This window comes from Chryseolinea lacunae (assembly GCF_016735595.1).
Taxonomy (GTDB): Bacteria; Bacteroidota; Bacteroidia; order Cytophagales; family Cyclobacteriaceae; genus Chryseolinea; species Chryseolinea lacunae.
The window spans coordinates 129,868-147,062 of the sequence record NZ_JAERRB010000012.1 but is presented as its reverse complement, the minus strand read 5'-3'; the positions used below and the strand labels follow the sequence as shown (position 1 = coordinate 147,062).

The 17,195-nt window shown below is 52.3% G+C and carries 14 protein-coding genes; 10 read left to right on the top strand and 4 right to left on the bottom strand.

All coding sequences use genetic code 11. The features are described 5' to 3' along the window. Window positions 1–237: 237 nt before the first annotated feature. The 4 genes from JI741_RS26105 (at window position 238) to JI741_RS26090 (ending at window position 6,122) form a co-directional block, all read left to right on the top strand. On the top strand, window positions 238–1,113 hold the full coding sequence (locus tag JI741_RS26105) for a helix-turn-helix domain-containing protein (protein ID WP_202014581.1): 876 nt from the start codon (window positions 238–240) through the stop codon (window positions 1,111–1,113). A gap of 114 nt (window positions 1,114–1,227) precedes the next feature. Continuing rightward, window positions 1,228–2,247, top strand: coding sequence for an aldo/keto reductase (locus tag JI741_RS26100; protein WP_202014579.1), 1,020 nt, complete (start codon window positions 1,228–1,230; stop codon window positions 2,245–2,247). Between the two features lie 234 nt (window positions 2,248–2,481). Next, entirely contained in the window at window positions 2,482–4,851 is a 2,370-nt protein-coding gene (locus tag JI741_RS26095) for an ABC transporter permease (RefSeq protein WP_202014577.1), read from the top strand. 185 nt (window positions 4,852–5,036) lie between these two features. After that, window positions 5,037–6,122 carry an SGNH/GDSL hydrolase family protein gene (locus JI741_RS26090; protein ID WP_202014575.1) on the top strand — a complete coding sequence of 362 codons (1,086 nt, stop codon included), beginning with the start codon at window positions 5,037–5,039 and terminating at the stop codon, window positions 6,120–6,122. 89 nt (window positions 6,123–6,211) lie between these two features. Here JI741_RS26090 and JI741_RS26085 read toward each other — a convergent pair whose 3' ends face one another. The 4 genes from JI741_RS26085 to JI741_RS26070 form a co-directional block, all read right to left on the bottom strand. Beyond that, a complete protein-coding gene (locus JI741_RS26085) occupies window positions 6,212–7,801 on the bottom strand; it encodes a hypothetical protein (RefSeq protein ID WP_202014573.1) in 1,590 nt (529 codons plus the stop codon). A gap of 41 nt (window positions 7,802–7,842) precedes the next feature. Continuing rightward, the gene (locus JI741_RS26080) at window positions 7,843–10,650 is read right to left on the bottom strand and encodes a TonB-dependent receptor (protein WP_202014571.1); all 2,808 of its coding nucleotides are present in this window, start codon (window positions 10,648–10,650) and stop codon (window positions 7,843–7,845) included. A gap of 1 nt (window position 10,651) precedes the next feature. Beyond that, window positions 10,652–11,785 carry a phytase gene (locus JI741_RS26075; RefSeq protein WP_202014570.1) on the bottom strand — a complete coding sequence of 378 codons (1,134 nt, stop codon included), beginning with the start codon at window positions 11,783–11,785 and terminating at the stop codon, window positions 10,652–10,654. A gap of 291 nt (window positions 11,786–12,076) precedes the next feature. Continuing rightward, complete coding sequence (locus tag JI741_RS26070; RefSeq protein ID WP_202014568.1) at window positions 12,077–13,723, bottom strand: tetratricopeptide repeat protein; 1,647 nt, start codon at window positions 13,721–13,723, stop codon at window positions 12,077–12,079. 176 nt (window positions 13,724–13,899) lie between these two features. On the opposite strand from JI741_RS26070, the gene JI741_RS26065 reads away from it, so the two are divergent. The 6 genes from JI741_RS26065 (at window position 13,900) to JI741_RS26040 (ending at window position 17,178) form a co-directional block, all read left to right on the top strand. Next, complete coding sequence (locus JI741_RS26065) at window positions 13,900–14,310, top strand: hypothetical protein (protein WP_202014566.1); 411 nt, start codon at window positions 13,900–13,902, stop codon at window positions 14,308–14,310. Window positions 14,311–14,356: 46 nt separating this feature from the next. After that, window positions 14,357–14,509, top strand: a complete 153-nt coding sequence (locus JI741_RS26060; protein ID WP_202014564.1) for a hypothetical protein — start codon at window positions 14,357–14,359, stop codon at window positions 14,507–14,509. 195 nt (window positions 14,510–14,704) lie between these two features. Next, complete coding sequence (locus tag JI741_RS26055) at window positions 14,705–15,244, top strand: LVIVD repeat-containing protein (protein ID WP_202014562.1); 540 nt, start codon at window positions 14,705–14,707, stop codon at window positions 15,242–15,244. Then, complete coding sequence (locus tag JI741_RS26050) at window positions 15,244–15,987, top strand: LVIVD repeat-containing protein (RefSeq protein WP_202014560.1); 744 nt, start codon at window positions 15,244–15,246, stop codon at window positions 15,985–15,987. The genes JI741_RS26055 and JI741_RS26050 overlap by 1 nt, the downstream gene beginning before the upstream one ends. After that, window positions 15,984–16,673 carry a hypothetical protein gene (locus JI741_RS26045; protein WP_202014558.1) on the top strand — a complete coding sequence of 230 codons (690 nt, stop codon included), beginning with the start codon at window positions 15,984–15,986 and terminating at the stop codon, window positions 16,671–16,673. Before JI741_RS26050 ends, JI741_RS26045 begins: the two co-directional genes overlap by 4 nt. A 193-nt stretch (window positions 16,674–16,866) precedes the next feature. After that, window positions 16,867–17,178, top strand: coding sequence for a hypothetical protein (locus tag JI741_RS26040; RefSeq protein ID WP_202014556.1), 312 nt, complete (start codon window positions 16,867–16,869; stop codon window positions 17,176–17,178). Window positions 17,179–17,195: the final 17 nt, after the last annotated feature.

Below are 17,195 nucleotides of genomic sequence, written 5' to 3'. Positions count from 1 at the left end.
TCGTGAAGTTGCCGTAGCAGCCACTTTTTTCACGGGCCCGTAAAGCTAACCCGTCGGCTAGTAAAATCACGCCTTGTATTTCGCAGGATAGACCCTATTCATCGCAAACATCGAGCATGCCGCGGTCATCGTTTCAGACGCAGTATTCTCTATGCGACAACGCAGGGTTGGGTTGACCTATGCAAAAATGTTTTGCTGTCGGGCCAGGGACTGCTTTGAATTTCTTAATTTTGGGGCATGGGCGCGAGAGAATCAATTTCCGAGTTTATAGAACAGGCGAAGACCGACCAGCAACTGGCCAGCCAGGTGCGCGCCTTGAAATTTGATCCGTCGGCCAAAACCACCGTCATGCCCTACAGTCGGCGCGACTACTATAAAATCTGGGTAACGGTGGGCACGAGCAGGCTACACTATGCCACGCACACGGTAGAAATACCCGAACGGGCGCTCATCTTCTCCAATCCCCGCGTGCCCTATTCGTTCGAGAGCGACGGACGGAACAGCGGTTACATGTGCATCTTCATGGAAGAATTTGTGAAGGGCATGCGAACGGAATCGCTCCAGGATTCTCCGTTGTTCAAGATCGGGGCAAAGCCCGTGTTTTTCCTCGACGATCATCGCTATGCGGTGGTCAGCGATCTCTACGAAAAGATCCTTGCCGAACTGGAAACTACCTATGTATATCGCTACGAAGTGATCCGTAACTATATCAACCTCATCATACACGAGGGGCTTAAAATGGAGCCTGCCCTCAGCGCGGTAAAGCATCACAGTGCCAGCAGTCGCATTGCCAGTCTTTTCCTGGAATTGCTCGAACGGCAATTCCCCATCGACTCGCCCCGGCACGCCCTCACCATGAAGAAGGCCAGCGATTTTGCCACCAGCCTTTCGGTGCACGTGAACCACCTCAACCACGCCGTGCGCGAAATCACGGGCAAGTCAACCACCACCCACATTGCCGACCGTGTGGTGGCCGAGGCCCGTGCGTTGCTGCTGCATTCGGACCTTAGCATATCCGAGATCGCCTACTGCCTCGGTTTTGAGTATCCCAACTACTTCAACAACTTCTTCAAGAAAAACACGGGCACCACACCCATGACGCTACGGAAGTGATCCTTTGAATTTTATAGTTTTTACTTTGAAAGTTGGTGTGCGCCGACAACGTTGGCCGCTACCTTTGTTGCGCGATTAATCGAATTCCAAAGCAAACAAAAAAGTAAAAACCGTATGAAGTATAATGTATTGGGAAATACCGGCCTCAAAGTGTCGGAGCTATGCCTCGGCACCATGACGTTTGGTGGTAAGGGGTTGTTTAAAGTGATCGGCAGCCTGCAACAGGAAGCTGCTGACGAGTTGGTGAAACGTTCGGTGGATGCCGGCATAAATTTTATAGACACAGCCAACATTTATTCAGAAGGGCTGTCGGAAGAGATCACGGGCCAGGCCATTCACAACCTGGGGCTTACACGCTACGACATCGTGCTGGCCACCAAAGTGCGCGGCAGCATGGGCGAAGGTCCGAACGACAAAGGACTCACACGCAAACACATCGTGCACCAGGCCGAAGCCAGCCTGAAGCGTCTGAAGACAGACTATATCGACCTCTATCAAATTCACAGCTACGATCCGCTCACACCCCTCGAAGAAACGCTGCGCGCGCTCGACGACCTGGTGCGCAGCGGCAAAGTGCGCTACATCGGTGCCAGCAACCTGGCGGCCTGGCAGCTCATGAAAGCGCTTGGCTATTCCACCTACAATCACGTGGAGAAATTTGTGTCGCTGCAAGCCTACTACACCTTGGCGGGCCGTGACCTGGAGCGCGAAATCATTCCGTTGTTGAACGACCAGAACGTGGGCTTGCTGGTGTGGAGCCCGCTGGCGGGTGGTTTTCTCAGTGGCAAATACAAACGCAACGCCACCGGCGAAGAGGGCAGAAGAACCGAAACATTCGACTTCCCGCCGTTGAACAAAGACCGCGCATTTGATGTGATTGATGTGCTGGAACCCCTGGCGAAAGCAAAGCAGGTAACGGTTGCTCAATTGGCGCTGGCCTGGCTGTTGCACCAGCGCGCCGTCACCAGTGTGATCATCGGCGCCAACAAAGTGATCCAGCTCGACGACAACCTGAAAGCTGTTGACGTGGTGTTCACACCCGAAGAGTTGGCATCGCTCGATGCGGTGAGCAAGCTGCCGTCGGAGTATCCCGGCTGGATGCTGGATCGCACCGGCTATGACCGGGCCAAGTAAAAGATTTTGTGATGTTGGATGACCGGGCGCGGTGTTCAGGGGCGTGAGCTGCTATTGAACATCGTGCCCGTTCGTGTTGCATGGATAGGTGGCCTACGCTACCTTCGTCCGCGTGCGCACAGCATTGACCGGAACTGACCTCGCTACCGGAACAGCAGGCGCGTTTTGTTACTCCTATGACCATTTTCGAAGTTGGCCTGAATTTGGGATTGGGATGGACGCTAACGGACCATTATGCTCCAAAACTATTTTAAAATTGCCCTTCGCTCGCTCCGCCGCAATGGCGCCTATTCCATCATCAACATCGCCGGGCTTTCTGTCGGCATTGCCGCCAGCATCCTCATTTTGTTGTGGGTGCACGACGAGCTGACCTTCAACCACTATTTCTCACGCTACGAAACGCTGCACCAGGTGAAGCTCAACACCCACGTGGACAACGGCGTGATGACGGGTGGGTTCACGCCACTTCCTTTGCGCGAGGCCCTTACTCAGGATGCCCGCATCAAACATGTGGCGGTGACTGTGGGCCAAAGCGCCTTGCTCACCGTTGGCGACAAAAAACTCAATAAGCGCGGTCTTGATGCCAGCGAAAGTTTTCTTGAAATGTTCGACTTCCGTTTGCTTCAGGGACGCGCCGAAACGGCTCTTGCCGATCCACGTTCCATCGTGCTCACAAAAGCCACGGCCATCGCCTTGTTTGGTGACGAAGATCCTATTGGCAAAATGGTGCAGGTGAAAATTGAAGGCAATGACGAGCTGAAGGTAACGGCGGTAGTGGCCGACCCACCACCCAACATTTCCTTCTCGTTCGATTTCATTTTGCCCTTCACCTACTTCGAGGCCACCTCAAGCTGGATAAAATATGCGCGCACCAACTGGAGCAACAACGGCTTCGAAACCTACGTGGAGCTTCAGCCAAGCGCTGACAAAGGCGCGGTGGACGACGCCATCCGAAGCCTGGTGAAAACCAACAGCTCCGAAGCCCGCAATGCCGAATTGTTTCTGCATCCCATGAGCCATTGGCGCCTGTACAACAATTTTGAGAATGGAAAAGAACAAGGCGGATTGATAGACTATGTGATGCTGTTTTCAGGTATCGCCGTTTTTATCCTGGTCATTGCCTGCATCAACTTTATGAACCTGGCCACGGCGCGGTCCGAACACCGGGCGCGCGAAGTGGGCATTCGCAAGAGCGTTGGCTCGAGCCGCAAACAACTCATCGCGCAGTTCATGGGTGAGTCGCTGCTCATCTCGGCGCTGGCATTTGTGTTGTCGGTAGCCCTGGTGGAAATGGCGCGACCGTTTTATAATACACTGCTCGGAAAACATCTCACCATTGACTATACGTCGCCGCTCATTTGGATATTTGGTGTTTCGCTGGTGTTGATCACCGGTGTGATGGCGGGAAGTTATCCTGCCTTTTATCTGTCGTCGTTTCAGCCGGCAAAAATTCTGAAAGGAAAAGTACAGGTTGGAAAGGGTGGACGCTTGCCGCGCAAAGTTATGGTCACCCTTCAGTTTGCCTTTTCAATCCTGCTCTTTATTGGCACGGTGGTGATCTACCGGCAGATTGAGTTTCTGAAAAATCGTGAGGTGGGCTATGATCGTGAAAACTTGATGCTGGTGTGGTCCACGTCCGACCTCGAGAAAAACTATGCTGCGCTAAAGCAGGAGCTTGTCAACAGCGGTGCTGCATTGTCGATGGCAAAGTCAAACAGTCCCATCACCAGCATCTTTGCCTCCAGTGCGGTGGAAGGTTGGACGGGCATGCGCAGCGGACAGCACGTGGAGGTGACCAACATTGCCACGGAGTATGACTACACCAAAACCATGGGCATAAAGATGCTGGAAGGTCGAGACTTCTCAGAGGCTTTTGCCAGCGACACCGCAGCCGTCATCCTGAACCATGCCGCCGTGCGTGCTCTGGACCTTAAAGACCCTGTGGGCGACAAACTAAAAATGTGGGGACAAACGTGGACCATCGTGGGCGTGATGGACGATGTGTTGATGGGCTCGGGCTCGCGCAACATCGACCCGCTGGTGATGAACATGGACCCTTCCTGGTCGACCACCCTCACAGTGCGTCTGCCCAAGACCAACGACTTGCAAGGTTCTTTGCGCCGCGTGGAAGCGGTGTTCCGGAAATACAATCCAGACTATCCCTTTGAATATCGTTTTGCTGACGATGAGTTTCAGTTGAAGTTTTCAAACATCACTATGATTAGCCGTTTGGCGGGTGTGTTTGCTGTGTTGGCGTTGTTCATCACGGGACTGGGATTGTTTGGTATGGCGGCGTTCACGGCAGAGCAACGCACAAAGGAGATTGGCATACGAAAGGTGATGGGAGCGAATGTGACGGGGCTTGTGCTGTTGCTCACGAAAGACTTTTCGTATTTGGTGTTGATTGCTTTTGTCATTGCAGCGCCCATAGCAGGCGGGTTGGCGAATGCGTTTTTGGAGCGGTATCAGGTGCGGATTGGTGTGCCGTGGTGGGTGTTTCCGCTGGCGGGGTGCGTATCGTTGGTGATTACGATGATTATTGTGAGTGGGCAAGCGATGAGGGTTTCGTTGAGGAATCCTGTGGATTCGTTGAGGAGTGAATAGACTTTTTCTTTTTGTGCGATAAGTGGTGGTTGTGTTTTATAGCATGCTTCCATCAGGGCCTGATCCTATCCGCAAATGCCCATGCCAGGCCGAAGATTGGCTCAGACCTTTTTTTAAATCATTTTTCTTTTGGGATTTGTTTTCTTTCCATCATCTTTTGGATGTGGATTTAAAATGAATTAGTTATGATGGTTATGAGATGGTGTTTGGTTTGTTTGGTCTTTGTCTTTTGGAGTGGTGGTGTTGAGGGGCAGAGTAAGTTTGTTTCTTTTGGGGATTCGGCGATTTCGTATGAGGGGAGGGTTGTGTTTGGGGAGAAGGCGGCGGCGTTTGCGTGGTCGGGGACATCGGCTACGGTGTGCTTTAAGGGGACTTCGATTTCGGCTGTGTTGAAAGATCGTGACACGGCCAACTTCTATAATGTGATTGTGGATGATAAGGTGGTGGCGAAGATCAATACCGATTCTTCGAAGCGGACCTATGTGTTGGCTTCCGGACTTGCCAAGGGAGCGCACAAGGTGCAGTTGTTCAAGCGGACAGAGTGGGATAAGGGCACGACGTTGTTCTATGGCTTTGAAGTGAAAGCAAATGCCACGGTGTTGCCACGTCACCCCAAGCCTGCACGGAAGATTGAATTCTATGGCAACTCCATCACGTGTGGCTATGCGGTGGAAGACACGCGGGGCAAAGATTCGGGCGATGGCTATTTCGAAAACAACTATGTAACCTATGCGGCGCTGACGGCGCGGCATTTTAACGCGCAATATTCCTGTATCGCCAAAAGCGGCATTGGCATCACCATCAGCTGGTTTCCACTCATCATGCCCGAAATGTATGACCGGCTCGACCCCAACGACCCCGCGTCGAAATGGGACTTCACCCGGTATACACCCGACGTAGTAGTAATCAACCTTTTTCAGAACGACTCCTGGCTGGTGAACATGCCGACACACGGCCAGTTCAAAGCACGCTTTGGCACACAAGCTCCCGACGAGGATTTTCTCGTTACGGCCTATGCCGACTTCCTGGCCGACATCCGCGAAAAATATCCAAACGCCCAGATCATTTGCGCCCTGGGCAACATGGACGCGACACGAGAGGATTCACCCTGGCCCGGCTATGTCGACAAGGCCGTGGTGCGCCTAGCAGATCCGAAAATCTATTCTCACTTCTTCAAATACAAAAACACACCCGGACATCCCCGTGTGTCGGAACAACAAATGATGGCCGACGATCTGATCGCGTTCATCGAGCAGACCATTAAATGGTGAAAGCACTAGTGGTTCATTCATAGATAGTCCTTCAACAAAAGAGGCAGCCCGGTTAAGGCTGCCTCTTTTAGTTTGCGATAATTGGATGCTTAGTTTCCGTTCGCGCCAATGTAGGCTGCAGGTGCAGGCACGGTGTAGGTTGCGCCGCCTACCGAGTGCGTGGAGAACTTAGTGGTGAATGTGGTCTTGCCTTTGTTGAGGGCAGGCGAGTCTGTTTTCAACTTCAGGTTCATGGTGGGAGGGAAGTTGAGGTTGTCGGCATTCTTGGCGGCATCGTGATTGAAGGTGGTCACGTCGAAGTTCACAAACTTCGGATCATTTTCGCCTTTGGCGCCTTGCACGTCGTTGGTGGTTTCGAAATCGCCATGTGCGATAGAGCCTGTTGTGGGATAGAACTCGGCCGCGATCACATCGTCATAGCCATAGTAGAGGTTATAGCCCACGGCGCTGTTCACCACGTCTGGATTGTCGGGCGACTTGGGAAAGCGTGTGCCGTAGCGGCAGTTCACCACCAGGTTGTTGTAGGCTTTGCCGCGTCCACCTTTTTCGAGGTTGAAAGAACCGCCGCGTCCGGATTTTGTCTGACGCCATCCGCCGTTGATGGCCGTGTTGTTGTAGACGTTCACATCCATCTGTGGTGTGCGGTCGTCGGAGTTAGACCACTTCACGCCGTTGGTGGCGGGTTGATAGAAGACGTTGAAGGCCACATCGCCCACCGAGCCGCTCTTGATGTTGAGGGCTTCGCCACCGGTTTTGCCGTTGAGGTAGTAGGTGTTATAGGCCACCAGCAGTTGACCTTGGTTGATGCGCATGCCGTCGTCTTTGGTGTAGGCAACGGTAGAGTGCATGAGCACGAACTTGCCATTGGGGTTGTTGAAGTACAAACCAAAGCGGGGGTCGCCTTCTTCCAATTCTCCCGAGTTCACGATAGGGCTACCGGCCACGGCGGGAGCACCGGCATATTCAATGGTCGTGTAAAGCACCACCATCTCCTGCGAAGTGGATGTGCCGAGGATGCCGCCCCAGAGGCCGGCGAAAATGTTTTCTTTGGTGCGTTTGGCTTCGGCCACGGTGAAGCGCACAGGTTTGTCGGCGGTGCCAAGGCTATAGAAGTTTCCTTCCACGTTGATGCCCGGGCTGTTACTTTGCGAGCCGTCGCCTTCCACAATCACAGTAACACCTTCTTTCACGGTCAGTGTTTTACCAGCAGGTATTTTCAGGTCGCCACGAATGATGTAGGTGCGCGACGGTCCCCACACACCTTCCACATCGCCGGCAGTCAGTTCCAGGGGAGGTTGTTCAGTGATGTCGACCGAAACTTCTTTTGTTACACGTTGTTCCGATAGGTCGTTCATCACCACAGTGATCTTGGCCGAGCCGGCTTCGAACAGGGCAGTGTAGTTGATCTTGGCTGAGCCGGTGGTCTGGCCCACACCGGTCACCTCGGTCACCGTCACGGTGCCTTTGTCGGTGGTGGCGGTGATGTCTTTCACTTTGCCCGCGGCGGAGATGCTCACCGTGAACGATTTGGTTTCGCCAAACTTAATGGGGAGACTGGATACGTCGGAGGTCAACAGCGGGGCGCTGGGCTTTTGTTCGTCGTCGCTGCTGCAACGGGTCATCAATACGCAGGCGGCAAGGGCAATCCCGTACAGCAGTTTGTTCAATCCTGTTTTCATAGGGAGATTTCGTTTAGTAGTTATGTTTGTTTTTGGTGTATTCATTCGCTTTTGTTCCAGAGCACGCGCACGCCCAAACGGAACGATTGATAATATTGATCGCGCCGGATCAGCGTCTTATTCTCAGGATCGTCCTGGTAGGGATATTTCACCGTGCTGCCTTCTTCCTGGAAAATCGGTTTCTTAATGTAGACCTGGTAGGCGGAGTTAAGCAGGTTGGTGGCCTTCAGAAAAACGTCGACGCGTTTTGAAATGCGTTTCTCCAACGCGAAGTCCAGCAACACAATGGGTTTGGAGAAAAGGTCGTTGTCGAGAAACGGCGAGATGAGTTCGAGACGTTCGCCGGTATAGACCATCGACAGCTGCGACTCCCATCCGCGACGCGTGTCCTTATACAACAGCGCCACGTTGCCAATGTGATTGGCTTGTCCTTGCAGCGGCCGGGTCTGGTTCACCGTCTTCAACACAAGCTGGCTCGCTTGATCGTCGGGATTTTCGCGCGCCCGAATCACTTTTGAGGTGGTAATGTGCGAGCGCGTGTAGGTGTAGTTTATTTTGATGCCGAACTTGTTGAAGTAATGAGTGAAGTCCATCTCCAGCCCCATGTTCTGCGCGGTGCCGAAGTTGTTGGGTTGCATCACCGGTGTGTTGTTCACACCGGTTCGCACCAATGCATATTCGATAGGGTCCTGAAGACGTTTGTAGAAAACGCCGACGAGCAACTGATTGGCAGAGCCCGAGAATTTCTCCCAGCGCAGGTCTATGTTGTCGGCCTTTGTTCTTTTCAATGCGGGGTTTCCGTATTCGGCATAACCATCGTCGGGCATTTGTGAGGGAACGATTTCAAAGAAACCCGGACGCGACACCGCTTTGTAGTAGGTGAGGCGCAGGTTCATGCCTTCGGCCAGTTTGTATTTGGCGCTCAGGCTTGGCAACACATCGGTGTAGCGTTGACTGCTGTCGGGCGTTTGTCCGGTCTTCGGATATTTGAGGACATAGCCCTGGTCGGTGTGCTCTACACGTGCGCCGGCGTTCACCTCCAGGTTGTGCCATTCGATCTTTCCCAGCAGATAGTAGGCAAAGATGTTTTCGTTTGCTTTGTAGTTCTTTTCGTCGGTGGCGCTGCCCGCAGGATTCACGATTTCCCAGGTCACGTCAGAGTAGGTGTTCCAGTCCACACCTTGAGTTTGCAGGCTTGGGTTGGGGTCGAAGTAATAGATGTTGTAATAGGCATCGCGTTTCTTGTTCCGATACATGCCACCCGCTTTCAAAAGACTGTTGCCCCAGGCTGCGGGTTGGAAAATGAAATTGCCATAGCCGGTCAGGTCGGTGTCGGTGTTGCGTGTCCACTCGCGTGTGTTTCTGCGTTCTACGGTTTGTGGTTGCTCCACAAAATTATTCAGACCGCCGTCGCGCATAAACCGCGCGTTGTCGGGTTGGTCGTTTGTGGCTTGCGAATACACGCCCGTCCATTGAAAGGTGAGGGGAGAAGCCAACCGGTGGTCGCCCTGCAACGACGTGGTGAAGATGCCCTGGTCGGTGTTTTTGGTGCGTGTGCTATAGGATAGAATGGCGTTGCCGGCGTTGCTGTCGTAGAGGCGGCCATCCAGATATGTTTCTTTGATCTCGCGTGCTTCGTGGTTCACCAGCTTGTAGTATCCGCTGTAGAGTTTCAACACCTGATGCTCCGCAAATTTGTAATCAACACGTGTGTGAAAGGCGCCCCGCAGTTGATGGGTGGAGTAGCGACGATCTTGCACGGAGCGAAGCGAGGGCAGGTTGGCACCATAGCGATCGGTGTCGTAGTCAAACCAGAGACTGTTTGTGCCGCGATAGGTGTTTTGGAAACTTCCGCCTACCATCACACCCAAACGGTTGTGCAGAAAGCGATTGCCAATGGAGAGGGAGCCCAGCAGGTCAGGCATCGGCTTGATGTTGGATACTTCCAGGTTTTTCTTGGTGAAGTCTGTGGCCTGTGCCTGAAAGCCCTCGCCGTATTTTTCGCGCGGTGTCTGGTAAGCAACGCCCGTTGACTTGTAGCGATTGAAGCCGTCCTGCACGTTGATGTAGTTGTAGCCCACTTGCAAATCGCCCTTCACTTCAAATTCTTCGGGCGCCGATTTCATCACCATGTTGATGGCGCCGCCCACGGCATCGCCTTCCATGTCGGCCGTGAGACTTTTGTAAACCTCAAGCCGGTCGAGGAGCGAAGCGGGAAAAATGTCGAGCGGAATGTAGCGGTTCTTGTTGTCAGGACTGGGAATCTTCACGCCATTCACCAGCGTGTAGCTATAGCGTTTGTCCATGCCCCGCACAATGGCATATTGCGGGTCGCCGTTGCTGTTGCGTTCCACCGACAAACCCGACACGCGCTGCACCACGTTGGCCACCGAAACATCGGGCGATAGCGCAATGGCTTTCGCCGAAATGATGTTCATGGTGTTGGGCGACGTGCGTTCGATGAAGCGCGCCTGCGCATCGGTGCCACCCAGGGTTTGCGCAGTCACAACAATTTCATCGAGCGACGTGCTGTCGGCTTCAAGCACCACGGGCAACGTCACCACGCCTTCGCCTGATATGGCTACGGTAGCCTCGAGGGGCTTGTAGCCGATAAAGCTGATGACTACTGTATAGCTTCCTGCCTCGATGTTGTAAATGGCAAAACTTCCATCAAGACCGGCCACGGCATATTGTGATTTTCCCTGCAACACAATGTGTGCACCCACCAGGGCTTCCTGGTTTCGGTCGGTCACTTTACCCTTTAGCGAACCGGCATGCGTCAGAGTCACAGCCAGCATCATCCACACAACAAGGGAGAGCTTTTGCAAGGATGGGGTTGTGTGCGACATACTAGTTATGTTTTCCATGGGGTGCTATCATCAGATCTTTTCCGGCAATGTCTTCCCAGCGGTAGAAGTGAAATGTTTTGTCTGTCGACATCACCACAAACAAACCGTTGGCGAATGTGCCATTCAGCGGAGTAGCTGTCACATCCGATCCGTCACTTTCCGTGGCGGCCACCTTCACGATTTTTTTCAACACATGATCGTGTGGATTTTTGGCAGACCCTTCGCGGGTATAGATGTAGAATTGGTTGGCCTGTTGATCGGACACGAGGATGTAGCCCGTGCCATTGTCGGCGGTGTAGATAGAGATGCCTTCGTGATCTTGTGTAAAGCCTGTGGTGGCAAAGAGTGCCAGCTCATTGTTTCCTTTTTCGGGGTCGGCATAATATTTACGAACACCTACTCCTTCGTCGGAGTAATACACATAACCCAACGCGTCGTCCACGGCGATGGCCTCAATTTCCTTGTTGCCGCTGTAGCGACCAAACTTGCGCACCAACGTGGCCTTCACGTTTCCTTTGCCGTTGTCTTCCAGTTTATATTGCCAGAGGTATGAACCTTCTTTCGGTCCACTCTTCCGGCCAACGATGGCATAGATGTCGTTTGTGTTTGGATTCTTATAGAGCGCAATACCCATAAGGTCTCTGAACAGCGGTTCTGTTTCGCCTTCAAACACCGGAAGGCCTCCATCATCGAGGGACTTCATGTCGGGCAGTCTGTAGACGCGCAGCTTGTGTGTGATACGTTCGGTGGTGACGGCTATGTCGGTTGATGTGCCGTTCAGCATCAAGCCGTATTCAATGTCCACGTTGTCGGGGCGCTTCAGGCCGTTGATGGTCTTCACGATTTTTCCGGCGAGATCATACACGTATAGCCCTCCGTTTTCATCCTTGTCGGTGCCCACAATGAGGCTCTGTTCGGGATGTGTTGCGTTCAGCCAGATGGCAGGATCGTCGGTGTCAAAACGCACCGTGTCGGTCACTATGGTAGGTTGGATAACCTCCGGAGGTCTCGCCACCAGCGGTGTCCCGGAAGTGGAATCTGTGGGCGAAGGCTCAACCGAAGCCGACGGTTTCGAACAATGCACCAGCGAAAAGGAGAGCAGGGCTACGGTGATGGATCGGTTTAAAGGAGACATGCGTTTGGAATATTTCGGGCGCTAAAAGTTTCTACAAGATTAGGGTGGAGAGGGGCCGCAGGGCAACAAAAGTGCATTATCAAAAAGGCAACAAGCGTGGAAACGACCGTTAACAAGAAGGCAACAAGATTTTGAAAATAGGGTGTAAACAATTGTTGATCAGTGGAATGTAAAATGTTAACAAGAAGTTAAATAATCATTACGGGCAGCATAACAGGAAACAACGCTACCCCGGCACGCCCGTTTATGTCCGCGAACATCGACACCGAAAATGCAGGGTTTGGTTGATCATTAAATGCCGAGAATGAAATTGGTGAGGCTGTCGCCGGCGTTGAGCTTCAGTTTTTTCCGGAGACGGTAACGCGAGATGCGCAGGCTGTCGGGAGAAATTCCCAAAATGGTGGCGATGTCTTTCGATGGCAGGTTGAGCCGGATCAAAGCCGCAAGACGCGCGTCGGAAGCTGTGATGTCGGACGAAATCTTTTGGAGCTGCTCGAAGAAGTTCTGGTGCACCTGTTCGAAGATGCTGCGGAAGTCGTCCCAGTCTTTGTCCTGCACAAAGTTGTGGTCGATGAGCTTCACGAGGTTTGTGATTTTTTTGCGCTGTTCTTTGGCTTCTTCCTGTAGCGTGTCGTGCAGCTTGGCGCGAATGTCTTCCATCATCTTGTTTTTGCTGATGATGTGCAGCGTGTGAGCTGTGAGCGATTTCGATTTGTTTTCCAGTTCATGCTGCAACTGGCGTTCGTGCAGGTGGGCGTTTTCGAGTTCGGCCTGCATCAGTTTCTGTTGCGACTCCTTGCGTTCGATCACTTCTTTGTCTTGCCGGATCTTGAGCCGTTGCCGGCTGATGATGGCCGCGGCCAACAACGCGAGCAACACGATGCCCGCGATGAGCGATACTTTTGTGACGGAGTTGAGCTGACGGTCGCTTTCCAGCACCTGTATCTCTCCGTTTTTGCGTTCCAGTTCAAACAAGGTCTGAAGCAGCGCCACCTGACGACGTGTTTCTTCGCCGTAAATTTCCTCATAGAGTGTGCGGCCTTTTTCCAGGCTTTGGTAGGCCTCTTCATACAAGCCCGCCTGGCTATAGACTTTGCTCAGGTCTTTGTAGGCGCTGGTGACCTGATATTTGTCGTTGAGGCGGCGGGCAAGTTTCAGGGCTTGGGTGGAGTATGTGATGGCAGGTTCGTTCTTTCCTGTTTTGCGATAGACGTCGGCCAGGTTGTTCAGGTTCACAATCATAGACAGACTGTCGCGGGTCAATTCATTAAGGTGGAGCGAACGTTGAAAGTAGTGGCTGGCCGTGTCGAACTTTTCGAGGTCTTCATAGATGCTGCCGATGTTTTCGAGGATGGTGGATGTGCCGCGGATGTCGTTCACCTTTTCGTAGTGGGCCAGGGCTTTGTGCTGGAAGTCGAGTGCTTCGGGGTAGCGTTGTTTTTTTTCATAGAGCCGCCCGAGGCAGCCATAGGTATAGGCCATGCCGCTGAGGTCTTTGGTGTCTTCATAAATTTTCAGGGCTTCGCGGTGCCGGGCCAGGGCCACGTCGGGTTGTCTTATATTATAATAGACAAGGCCCAGCTGGTTGAGGTTTTGTGCCCGCTGTGTTTCGCGGTTTTCGCTCTCGAAGAAGGTCTCTGCCTTTTGAAGATGATTGAGGGCTTCATAATAAAATCCCTGGTGATAAAAGATTTCGCCAACAATGCGATGGCTGTTGGCGATGCCCATGGCGTAGTGTTCGCGTTCTGCCGTTCGCAGGGCGTCCTGCGCAAGCACAAATGCCGAGTCGGGATGTGTGAACAATTTCTGTTCGGCCTTGCGGCACAAGTCGTCAACGCCGGTGGTGCTGCCTTCGGGTTGCGGTTGGGCATTGACCATGGGGATGGTCAACAGGGTGAGACAGAGGATAACTATCGCTTCGAATGGCCTGAAGTTCACGAGGTGCTGGGATGAGACGTAAAAGTATAACCGCGATGTTTCCTTAGGTTTACCGGAATGTTATGAGTGAACATGAGCTTCGGGCGAGACAAAGCAAAACGTTTTATAATATGCCGGTAATGATCGAGTAATACGATTTGCCGATTTTCAGCCTCAGAATCAAACACCAAAACACTATGCCATCCACGCTGATCGTCACCGATTTTGTTTTGCCGGCCGCCGTTGTAAAAAACGCTGGTGCGCCGCGTGCTGTTGTGAAGTCACTGATGGCGTACACCCCATGGGTTGTGGATGCTGTTACGGTTGACGGTGTAGACCAGACTGCCCTCTATGGCGATTTTCGGCTTATGTTTTCCGACGAAAAATTTCTGTCGTCGGGTGGTGGCGATGTGTGGCCTGCGCGTGGCACGTGGTGCTTTGCCGACGCCTCGCGTCAAACGTTGCAACGGCACGATGGCGTGGTGGTGCACATCGATGAGATGACCCCCGCGGCCTTGATGCTCTCGCTGCGCTGGCACAAAACAACCTTTGCTATGGGGCGACTTCATTCCCTGCAAGGCCTTCACACGTTTTCCCTGATCCGTTAAATTTGATTTGTTGTTGATTGTTGACTTTGGACTGCTGTTACGACTCATGATATTGAAGATTATCGTTTTCATAGGACTGCTTTTTGTATTCGCCTGCATTGCCATCCTCATAGAAGCCCGGTTTGGTCTTGCCATTGGCTTCGCATTCACCATGTTGCTGGTGCCCATCACCGTGAAGCTTATCCGGGCACGGCTTTAATGTAAAGTCTGTTTCATAGACGGAATGGTGATGCGCAGAACTTTCTTTCTACATGATTTTATTTTGAAAGTCATTCCAACGTTTAGCAGGCAAACGGTGTCCATGTTCAGGGCGTGGCACGCTGTTGATGTGTGAAATGAATAGACCCGATGTGCACGCCCCTTATTCTTCCCGTCTTTGCAACCTTCTTGTGTCATGAAAAAGTTAGTGCTGTCTGTTCTGGTATTGCTCACGGTTCTTTTCTTTCCTGGCTGCTATCGTGAGCCACCCTTTGTGCCCGAATTTCCGGTCGGAGAAGTGGAAGGCTATCGGCCCGTTTATGCTTCGCGCGACGATGCGTCCATCGTGTTTCAAAGTCCACGCGCGTTGGTGCACCCCGGCAAGATCTATGTGGTGTCGAACTACCTGCTCATCAACGAAAAGTATGAAGGCATTCATGTGTTCAACAACGCCGACCCGTCGCATCCGGTAGCACTTGGGTTTCTACGTATGGCTGGCAACACAGAAGTTGCCGTGCGCAACCAGGTGCTCTATGCCGATCACCTGGCCGACCTTGTTGCCCTGAATGTTGCCGACTGGCATAACATCCGCGAGCTAAGCCGGGTGCGTCAGAATTTGTGGGCACAGCGCGTGCCGCCGGGCAACGGTCGCTACTTCGAATGTGTCGACAGTTTGAAGGGTGTTGTGGTGGGCTGGGAGTTGAGCACATTGAAAGATCCTAAATGTTTCCGCTAATGAAAACCAAATTCTATATTCTATTGATGATGGTGCTGGCGGTTTTTGCCTGCGATGATTCCGGCGGACCCACCGCCAACACCCTCACTGGCAGGGGCGGTTCGCTTGCGCGCTTTGCCGTCACGGAAACACACCTCTATGCCGTGGAAGACGCCACGATGAAGGTCTACCAATTTATGGACGATGGTGCGCTCGAAAAAATCAACGAAGTGGATCTGGGTTCGGGTGCCGAAACCATTTATGCCACGGGACAACGTGTGTTTATTGGAAAGAATGACGGCATGGTGGCCTTCGATATCACCAATCCGGCCAATCCTGTTTATTACACATCCTATGCTCACTTTGTGTCGTGCGACCCGGTGGTGGTGCAGGACACGATGGCCTATGTCACGCTGCGCTCCAGTGGTTGCCGACCCAGCGGTGCAAACCAGTTGGACGTTGTCAACATAAAAGATCCGATGCACGTGTCGGTGGTGGGAAGTTATGCGCTCACGGAGCCCTATGGATTGGGCATCGATGGCGGGTTGCTGTTTGTGTGTGAAGGCGACCATGGCCTCACGCTGCTGGACGTGTCTGAACCGCTCAACGCAAAGATCATCAAACATTATCCTGACTATCATGCCTACGACGTCATTCCCAATCACGGCACACTCATTCTCACGGGCAACGATGGTGTGGCACAATACGACTACACCGATAAAAATGCAATGAAGAAGTTAAGCCTTATTCCGGTAGCAAAATGAAAACACATCGCGCAGCCTGTCTGCTTATTTTTATGCTGGGTGTTTTCCAAAACACCTTCGCGCAAAGTGGCCGTATTGAAGCACCGCGATTTGCCGTGAAGTGGAGTCCCGCACACCTTGTCTATTTCTTTCCTTCGCTGCAAGTGGCGGCCGAGGTGAAAGTGTGGAAGAATGTTACGGTGCAGTATGATGCAGGATGGGTATTTAATTTCAGGAACTATGATTCAGACGACTACAGCAACCGCCAGGGATTTCGCGGCATTGGCGAGGTTCGTTATTATCTGCCACAGTCGCCATCCAAAATTCCGTTCTATCTGGCCGGGGAGTTTTATTATGCCCGCATCACCTTCGATCGCTCGAAAGTTGCAGGCTTTGGTTGCTCCAGCGGTGATTGTGATTATTTTCAGTACGTGCAATATCGTGTCGTGCACCACAATGAAGGTGGCGGCTTGAAGGTTGGTATATTGCTCTTTCCGGGCTGGAACTATAATCAGAAATTTTTCTTCGATCTCAACCTTGGTGTGGCCTATCGCAACATCACTTATACCGATGTGGGGCTTCCTGTGGGGGAGGGTGATGTTAAATATTTCAGCAACGACACCGATCATTTGTTTGCGCCCCGCGAGAACGACCGTGCCGAATTTCGTCCGGTTATCGGGCTTCGGGTGGGCTATCGTGTTTTCTGACCCCCACAATCGTTCATTCAACGGCTAATGGTATAATCCCTTACGGATGAAGGTGTTGTGCGGGCAACGCCAGGGTTGCGTCATAGGAAACTTATGTTTACAAAGAGTGAATATTAAGTTTTTGTTAACATGGGTAACATTCAAATAACATACTGTAGCTTTGAAAAACAATAACCTATCAATGACGTAACGCATGAAAAAAATCACCAAAAAGGAAATCCGCAGTTCCGTATCGGACTCCCTGCAGCAAGCCTTGCAGAAGTTGGAAGTGGTTTCCCCCTCTAAGAAGACAAAGAAGCTCGTAGAAACTGTTTCGAAAAAAGTGACGAAGCAAATTAAAGACGATGCAAAGAAGGAAGCCAAAAAGCTGAAGAAGCAAATCACGAAGGAGATCGACAAAGCGAAGAAAGCAACAAAGGCTGCCGCAAAAACAGACAAGAGAAAGAAGGACAAGGGCGAGAAGAAAGCGAAGGATGTGAAGAAGGCTAAATTGAATGTCGCCTAAGCCCCCGCTGCACCCGC